The sequence below is a fragment of the Kluyvera sp. Awk 3 genome (assembly GCF_028069715.1).
GTDB classification, from domain to species: domain Bacteria; phylum Pseudomonadota; class Gammaproteobacteria; order Enterobacterales; family Enterobacteriaceae; genus Kluyvera; species Kluyvera georgiana_A.
Map to the genome: position 1 here is coordinate 1 of NZ_JANEWH010000182.1, position 7,693 is coordinate 7,693.

Sequence of the window (7,693 nt, forward strand, 5' to 3'; positions counted from 1 at the left end):
CCAGTAACGCAGTTAACACAGTACTGGTAACAATATCATTTAATTCACACCTAATGCCTTGTACACCGCATCCACAGGGTCAGCATAAAAGCTTACCTGGAACTTGGTAAATAACTCAGTCGGTACGGTCGGGATATCCATAGCTGAGGCCATAGGGAGCAATACCTTTTTAGCACCGCTATCGAATGCTACCTGCAGGCACGCAGCTAAATCCTGAACGGGATTCGTCACGCCGCCCAATGTCATGCCGCCCAATACGACCATTTGTTCCTGAACCGGTTTTGCAAGCAATATGGAACAGAACGCGATTAACGCGGCCAGACTGGTGGTTGTACTCGGCCCTGTGCTGTGCAGCTCCACTACATGAAGATGGTACTCATGTTCAGAGAATTTAGCCGCAGCACTGATACGACCTAAGTTACCTTTGAAGTAGTCAAACCCCACGCGAATCGCTTCTTTCGCTGCTGTATTCGACCCTAAACCTGATACCGCATGTTTGCCATTACCGGCAGTCATCTGCGTTTCAAAACGATAGAGGCCCGTCATACCTGAATCAGCCTGCGTGACCAGATGTACTACGCCAGGTTTCGGCATACCGGCAGGAATCAATTCACTTCCGCCCTGCTCAGGTACGCTCACGAAGAACTCTTCCAGGCTCTCATTATCGATATAACTGAAGTTCACATCGAAGAACTCCAGGCCACCGAGTTTCTTAAGCTGCTCTTTAACTCGACGACGGACCTCCAGTGCATAGGTCAGACAAACCCGTACATCTTCTTTGTCGTAAGCACCGTCCGGGTGCAGTAGCTTCAACAGACCGGATACCGTACGGCGTACGGCAATCACGTCACGCTGATTGAGGTTATTTCCCAGCTTGAAGAATTTATCAATTGCATCGGAGAAGCTACGTTTACGCATCTCGCGCATGTATTCAGCGAGGTAATCCGTAATCAAACCATAGCGATTGGTGAAAAACTCCGGACGCATCTTTGGAATTTCCCAACCAGGAATATAAGCATGGAAGCGGTCAAAAAATGCAGTATCAATCATCGCATCCGGAAACGGTGCAAGCAGATGACTGGTTTTGACCAGCGTGTCCACGCTCTGGTTAATGTTGCCGACAAACACCATGGAGGCTTTACCTTCGATGGAGTCACGACCGCGAGAGAACGAACCTGACGCCATGTAGTCCTTCATGATCTGCACGCCATCTTTGTCTTTGAAAGTGATCCCTGCCACTTCATCAAACGCGACGACGTCCCACATACCCACAAGACCAATCTGCCGGCTGGCCATGTTGTAAAACAAGTTCGCTACCGTGGTTTGCCCGCCAGATACCAGCAGGGAGTTAGGGGAGCATTCTTTATAAACATGGCTCTTACCGGTACCACGTGGTCCCAGCTCACAGACGTTATAGTTGTTTTCCACAAAGGGAATCATGCGAGTAATCAGATGCCACTTGGTACGCTGTTCAATATTTGCAGGTTCCATCCCGACCGAACGTAACAGCACATCAATCCACTGGTCGCGATCAAACTGCTTGCGGGCCTCAAATACCTCGTCCATATCCATATTTGGCATCTGGATCGGTTTCAGTGTGAACAGCGAGAAAGGAGACGTTTTTTGCCCTTCTTCATAAAAGTAGTTCACGGTAATCATGCACCAGATGCCACCCGTCAACAGCTTCTCGTTGTCTTTCACCATCTGAGACGGCACCAGGGCATCTTTAATGCCGAGGTTAGAGAGCTGGGCTTCGTAAACGTCTTTCTTCTGATTTAGCTTTACCGTGACCTTATCGATAATCTTGTAAGAACCACGCTCGCGAATTAGTGATTTCACTTTTTCTGCTTCATCCGGGCGGACGTAGTTATCAGAAAGAATACGCTTAACCGACTGTAGTCCCTGCTCGACAACCTCATCGTCATCGGAGGCACAGTACATACCGAGTAGATATTCCAGTACGTAAACCGGAACATTAGCCCCTTCTTTAAGTTGCTTCGTCAGGTCCTTACGCACCACGCGACCGCGAAAGTGCTGATTCAACAATGAATCTAGGTCCTGAGCCAACACAGAGGCCGTTTCCATGTTACTGGCTGAGTTATCCTGCTGTTGCATAACGCCTCACTTAAAAGAAGTCATCCTGAAATGCCAGGTCGATCGTGATCGGGTAGCGACCATACTCTGTTGCGCTGTCCGCATTCTCCAAAATAAGAACATACTTGTTTTTACGATTGAATGCCGTCCCCATGAGTTTCATGGTTACATCGCGGGTGCGTTTACCCATATCTTCGTTATCACTGTCGAAGCATACTGTTTCCGTGCCGGATACGACCTGGTTGTCTTCATCGACGATAAAGATATTCAGCGTGCGCGGCTCATTTAAATCATTCACTGCCGAAGTCTGAATAAAACCAACTTTATCAATGCTGTTAACCAGTTTGATCACCTGATCCCGCGCAACGACGGACACGGGCTGCCGCTGGGGTTGCTTCTCAGCCGCTTTCTTTTCAAGCGCGCGAATCTTCAACACAGGAACACACACCTCCTGCAGCATGGCTCCGCCATGAACGAAACGAGCACCACCTACGAAGTGGAAACGCTGTACCCCTTTGGGTAACAGGAATTCACTCTCATCGCTTGAGCCTGCAGTATCTGCCAGTTTACCGTGCCAGCAAAATTCACTTTCAGGCAGTTGATGACCCACAATAAAACGCTTATTCGCTTCAATCGTGTCTTTGGCTTTACTTTCCAGCTTCGTTTTATCCTGCTCCACCAGCGCTTGTTGTTGGAACAGGAACCCGTGATCGGCGGTAACAAAAATTCGGCTGGCATTAAATCGGCTACGCAGGCGTGAAACCAGATCTTTTAGCTCAGTGATTGCACTTCGGCAGGCCTCAAACGTTTTATCTTCCGTTGCAGCCTTATCACCCATGGCATCGATAGTGTCGTGCCAGATATAAACTACGGAAGCGTTGCGGATTTGCTCGTTCACTTCCTGGTTATTGGCGTTCTGCAAGTCCTTTGCTTTCAGCGCCACACCATTCACCTTCGCCAGAATAGCGGCTCGTTTTTCAAACCCGGAAGTGGACATCCCATCGGCATAAACTACGCCAGAATTATCAGGAAGGTAGCTCAACGACTCATGAGGCAACAGTGCGGCCATGCCCAGTTGGGTATAGCTTGGGAGCACTCCGGTCTGGGAGCGCAGCTCTGCGCTGAAGTGCTTCTCATGGTTAATATGCCTGCCCAGCTCTTCCGCCACTTCATAGCGCAGTGCATCCGAGATCACGACAAAAACGCGTTTCACCTGAGAGGTGTCAAACTGACGTTTAACATTCTCTTTATAGAAATTGCGCTGCAGGGGTATGCCACTAAACTGCCATGTCTGCATACGGTTTTCCGCTTCCAGCAATTTGTTCCAGCCGCGACTCAGCTCGGCCAGATACCAGTTGCTGTATAACTCTTCGATGAATTTATCCAGTTCATGCAGGATCATCGCCCCTTTGCTGTGCACCGGCGCGGCATATTCATTGAACAAACGATAGGTCTGATCGAAGCGATAAATTTCGTCGCAGTAGGCCTTCCAGAACGCGCCTGTATCGGGAAAATTAAACCCGTCAGTGTAGCGGTTACGCAAATTCAGCAAACGTTCCGCCTGACGAATAGCATTCCAGATAGAAAGATACTCTGGACGTGTCTGGCTCCAGTATTTAGCACTGCGCTCAGATACCAGTGCTTTAAAGGCATCTCTGTCCAGAGTGGTGCTCTCTTCTTGCAACTGGGTCACCAGACCACGGATAACAAGTTGTTCAATGGCCTCGAAGGTTTCACATTTTGCCAGTGCGTACGGTGAGCTGTAGTTGTAGTGCTCTTTTGGCTGGAGTGTCTGCTGTAAATCTTCAGCACAATAATCGTATTCGACTTTATAGCGACGATCGTTACGCCACGCCCCCATAAAGGCCAGTGAAGACGCTCGGCCAGCCGCAGTTGCCAGCACATTTTTACTCAACCAGTCACGATGCGCTTCATCACCTTGCGCCCAGAGATCGGTACAGAACAGTTTCAGAAGCAGGTTATCCAGGGAAGGAGATTCAGATTGGTACCCGAGCTCAATGCGAAGAATCTCCCAGAGTACCTCATCCAGGCCAAGTTTCTTCAGTACGGCGAAGGTGTTCTCCAGCGCGCTGTCATCCTGCTGCCGTGCCGCGACAAATTGCTGAACCAAAGCAAACAGAATCTCTTTGGTTTCAAAGGTACTGGCTCCGACCACCACCGCAAGCATTTTCTTATCGAGAGAGTTTTCCGTTTCGCGCTCGGTAACCCATCCCTTCAGGATCTGAGTTCGCTTGACGGTAAAGAAGGCTTTGCGCAGCTGAATATGTTCGCGTAAACCGAGTTGCGGGATACCCAGAGAATTCAGGGTGATCGCCGCATAATCAGCGTGGAATTCGGTGCTATAGAGGCGGATATCCAGCATCCAGTCCTGCTCGCGAGCAGGAACCTCACAGGTGAAATAGAGTAAAAATTTCTGCTCAGGCTCGTCGATTTCAAGTCGTTTTTTTGTTGCGAGCACAGAAACGCCGCGCATATCCAGCAGCGAGACGTTATCGAGATCCAGCTCATTGAGTGAATCAGTGAAGCGTTGTTCCGGGTCATGCCAGAAGACGATACGGTTGTCGGTAAACTTCTGACGAAGCCCGGATTCCAGTTCTTTAAATTGCATAATTAATTTTCTTCTACAGGCAAATTCATTTCATGCCATATAAAGTCAAGGTCAGTTGGCACCGGCATTCCCCTGAACCATACATCAACTGAAATCGATTTCGTAATTGCAAGTAACTGCATGAATGCAGGGGTCACAACGGCTTTATAAAATTTTTTGCCGTGAACAATTTTGCGTAATTGTTCATCAACTGGCAAATCGCGGATTTCGGCCAGTTTGCTCTGGTATCTTTGTAACAGTACTGCAGGATCCAGATGTGCATGCCAACGTTCGCAATGAGCCAAAAACCCGGGCTCTGTAATCACCTGTTGCGGATCAAGAAGGTCTCGGTTAAATCCGAGCAATCGCAGTTCATCCCAAAGCGGGTTGATAATGGCCCATGCGGTACCAAACTGAATCCAACTTTCAAGATTTGCGGTAATCGATGACGTAATAGCCTCTATCGCCGCTGCGCTCTCACCGGGGAGTTTGGCTCTTTGTTTGGGTGGCAGTCCAGGTAAAAGCTCACTCGGGACAACAAGATAGTTTTCAATGCAAAATCTGGGCAAAACTAGCAGGTTAGGCAATTGTTGTTGCCGTTGGCTCAACTGGGCATCATCCCACTCATCGCGATCAACAATGCCCAACCAATCAGATTGTTTTGACAAAATTTCTACCACATTGCGTTTCCCGCCGACTTCGGCAAGAACCCAGTTGGTTTCCCATTGGGGATCGACTTTTTTTAAGAGCTGGGTAAAAACAAGTTCATCCGTTTTACCTTCAACGATCAACGCTCGTTTACCTTCAGTGATTTTTGTCTCAAGGATGGTCTTGATATGCCATTCAAACTCCTTCATTGCTCATCATCCTTTTCAACAGAAAGAGGATAACGCAGCCCCAACGTTTCGTAGCGCTGCCAGACGTCGGTCGCATGGGAAGTCAAAATAAGCTGCCCCTGCTTTTTCTGGATAATGTTTTCCAGAGTCGCAAGCAGGGGGGAAACCAGCGAAGGGTGCAGATGCAGGTCCGGCTCGTCGATTAAAACGACACCGCCGGGCTGAAGCCAGCGTTGAACCATAAAGAGCATGATCAAGACCTGATGTTCACCAGAACTCAGTTCATCCAACGTATGAGTTTCACCGTTAGCAAGTTTGACCTGCTGACGCTGCCCTGGCTGAATCTCTTCTTCAATGACTTTTCCTGAGAAGAACTGATTCAGCGTTTTCATCATCTCTGGATACAGCTCAGGGAGCGTCGCTTTCATATTGAACAGCGAAGCTTCAAGCTGCCCTTTCCAGTCGGAGGTAGGCGTATAGGTTGCCAGCCAGCGCTGGCTAAGATCATCCTGTGCAAGTGAGGAAATATTCTTTTTAGGCGCAAGCCATCTGCGTGCCTCAGCATCCAGATAAATGACATTAGGGGATGAAACTCTCTCAGTGGTGATCACCATTTTCTGGTAGTAGTGACCCCATTTCTGGAACCAGGCATCTTCAAAAATCCTTAGCGTCAATTTACGCCCAGCACGACTTTCACCAATCCACTCAACATCTTTATAGGATTCAATTAATTCCTCAGACCATTCATCGGAGCCAAAAAATAGCCCCAAGCGAGATGGCGTTGTTGATGTGAAGTCATCTATAACAATCGCGACACCGTTCCATCGTTCTAACCATTTCCGGGATTCGTGAGATGATGGGAGCGGTTTGGATTGCTCTAGCCAGAACCCAAAAGCCCCCCAAAGCATCGCAATAGAGCGAAGCAGCGTCGATTTACCGCAGCCGTTCGGGCCGGTAAGGAGAACGTTTTCCTCTACCTCTCCCGTCCAGTTGTTTTTAAAGCTAATTTCCGCATTGCCCAATGGGCCAACACTCTGCGTATAAATCGCCGCTATTTTCATCAAATCTCCTCAGGTGCGCTACCGGTAATGGCTTTTACATCCGCCAGCAGATCGCCAAACTTGCCGTAGTTAACCTTAACGCCGTCATCCAGATCAATAGTGATACGTCTATCAGCATAGTGACGCAAGCGGTCATCGAAGCTACGCAGCTCGTTGAATTTTTTGGTCAGCCCATCCAGTTCTTTTTTCAGACGCGTGGTAGCAGCTCCCGATTCAGCACTCTTAAGCTGATCGTTTACTAGGTCGATATTGCCCTGGTAGCGCGCCAGCAGCGGAACTACATATTCGGTACGCATACGTGACAATGTGCCTTCATTATAACGGTGAAGATAAACCAGACACTCAAACGCCTTCTCTTTACCGGAGCTGAACAGCCAGTAAATTGGGCGTTTCTTGTACATCTTCATATGATCTTTCCAGAACTGGGTGGAAAGATAGCGACGAATTGTATCCAGCGAAGACTCACCTTTTTTCGGCTTGATTGCGTACAAGCAGAGACTTTCGGCGATAAAATCGAGGTTTTCCTGCAACTGTTCTTCACCCCAGACCGTGCGCACGAACTCTTTTACGCGGGCTGTGACATCGTCATCGAACCAGTTGGAATCCATTAATGGCAGGATGCCATCTTCATCGGCGGGGAAGGTTTTGTAGGCACCTTCGGCGACTAATTCGGCAAAACCTTTGTTGCCTTCGTTGGCGTAGACCAAGCCTTCGCGATCAAGGGAATAGCGGCCCATCATGCAGCCAATAGCCAGGCTAAGTGAGTTTATAACCTGAATCGCCTTAAATTGGTTATATTCATCTTTTGAAATTGAGCTTAATGACTGGAAAACATTATTTTCCAATGTTATTTCTGCCAAGGCAAGATTGTTTTCGTTTAAAATATTGCATTTTTCATAAAATATTTTGTTATTATCACATTCTAGCTCATGTGTTTTGATTAACTTTTGATAAAAAACATCAGTCTGGGTTTTTAATATGTTTACTAGGCTGCCGTTTTGAAACGCATCCTGACTGAAGGAAAACTGATAACTATTTTCCTGCTGACTCCAATTTTCTTTAGCCAGAGAAATTAGTTCAGCAGTGTTCAAGGA

4 protein-coding genes and 1 pseudogene are annotated in these 7,693 nt (G+C 48.0%); all 5 read right to left on the bottom strand.

Going from position 1 to position 7,693, the window contains the following annotated elements:
• Window positions 1–39 precede the first annotated feature (39 nt).
• Complete coding sequence (gene brxL, locus NNN71_RS22615; protein ID WP_040153458.1) at window positions 40–2,115, bottom strand: protease Lon-related BREX system protein BrxL; 2,076 nt, start codon at window positions 2,113–2,115, stop codon at window positions 40–42.
• A gap of 10 nt (window positions 2,116–2,125) precedes the next feature.
• Window positions 2,126–4,723: a BREX-1 system phosphatase PglZ type A gene (gene pglZ, locus NNN71_RS22620; protein ID WP_271459387.1), complete on the bottom strand. Its 2,598-nt coding sequence runs from the start codon at window positions 4,721–4,723 to the stop codon at window positions 2,126–2,128.
• A gap of 2 nt (window positions 4,724–4,725) precedes the next feature.
• Window positions 4,726–5,559, bottom strand: coding sequence for a DUF4435 domain-containing protein (locus tag NNN71_RS22625; RefSeq protein ID WP_271459388.1), 834 nt, complete (start codon window positions 5,557–5,559; stop codon window positions 4,726–4,728).
• Complete coding sequence (locus NNN71_RS22630; RefSeq protein ID WP_271459389.1) at window positions 5,556–6,599, bottom strand: AAA family ATPase; 1,044 nt, start codon at window positions 6,597–6,599, stop codon at window positions 5,556–5,558. The genes NNN71_RS22625 and NNN71_RS22630 overlap by 4 nt, the downstream gene beginning before the upstream one ends.
• Window positions 6,599–7,693 (bottom strand): annotated as a pseudogene (locus tag NNN71_RS22635) (BREX-1 system adenine-specific DNA-methyltransferase PglX); the annotation flags it as partial. The pseudogene NNN71_RS22635 and the gene NNN71_RS22630, both read right to left, overlap by 1 nt.

Bases quoted from the DNA above. Each gene is read 5' to 3' on its own strand.
- brxL (WP_040153458.1), bottom strand. From the start codon at position 2,115: ATGCAACAGCAGGATAACTCAGCCAGTAACATGGAAACGGCCTCTGTG.
- pglZ (WP_271459387.1), bottom strand. From the start codon at position 4,723: ATGCAATTTAAAGAACTGGAATCCGGGCTTCGTCAGAAGTTTACCGAC.
- NNN71_RS22625 (WP_271459388.1), bottom strand. From the start codon at position 5,559: ATGAAGGAGTTTGAATGGCATATCAAGACCATCCTTGAGACAAAAATC.
- NNN71_RS22630 (WP_271459389.1), bottom strand. From the start codon at position 6,599: ATGAAAATAGCGGCGATTTATACGCAGAGTGTTGGCCCATTGGGCAAT.